Below are 641 nucleotides of genomic sequence, written 5' to 3'. Positions count from 1 at the left end.
CGTCTTGTAAGATAGACGAGCCGCTCGAAGCTTCGGCGCCACGAGAGATTCCGGTCACATTCGGTTGCCCAATAGGGCAAAACCCCGAATTTGTGAGCGGAAGCATCAGTGCTCCGGATGCGGCCAACCCCCAACCCACAAGGAATCGTTGTGCCTCAAAGTACCCCCACAGATCTGCAGAACAACACGGCACCATCCACCGCCGTCGACCCCACCCTCAGCGCCGAGGGTTACAGCAAGACCCTGGGCAGGCGCCACGTCACCATGATCGCCATGGGCGGCGCCATCGGCGTCGGCCTGTTCATGGGTGCCGGCGGCCGCCTGGCCTCCACCGGCCCGGCCCTGATCTTCTCCTACGCCATCGCCGGCGTCATCGCCTACCTGCTGATGCGGGCGCTGGGCGAACTCATCATGTACCGCCAGACCTCCGGCTCGTTCGTGAGCTACGCCGGCGAAATGTTCGGCAAGAAGGGCGCGTTCCTGTCCGGCTGGATGTACTTCATCAACTGGGGCATGACCGGCATCGCCGAGCTGATCGCCATAGGCCTCTACTTCCAGTTCTTCTTCCCCAATGTCCCCGTGGAAGCCTCGGCCATTGCCGCCCTGGCCCTCCTGGTGGCCGTCAACCTGCTGAGCGTCAA

1 protein-coding gene is annotated in these 641 nt (G+C 63.2%); it reads left to right on the top strand.

From position 1 onward, the window contains the following. Positions 1–150: 150 nt before the first annotated feature. Positions 151–641, top strand: a 491-nt coding sequence (locus CXQ89_RS17740; RefSeq protein WP_146067302.1) for an amino acid permease, incomplete at its 3' end; no start/stop codon positions are given.

This window comes from Arthrobacter sp. ZGTC212 (genome assembly GCF_002929255.1).
Taxonomy (GTDB): Bacteria; Actinomycetota; Actinomycetes; order Actinomycetales; family Micrococcaceae; genus Arthrobacter_B; species Arthrobacter_B sunyaminii.
Note: the sequence above shows the minus strand (reverse complement) of the source record. Positions and strands in the feature narration are given on the sequence as shown.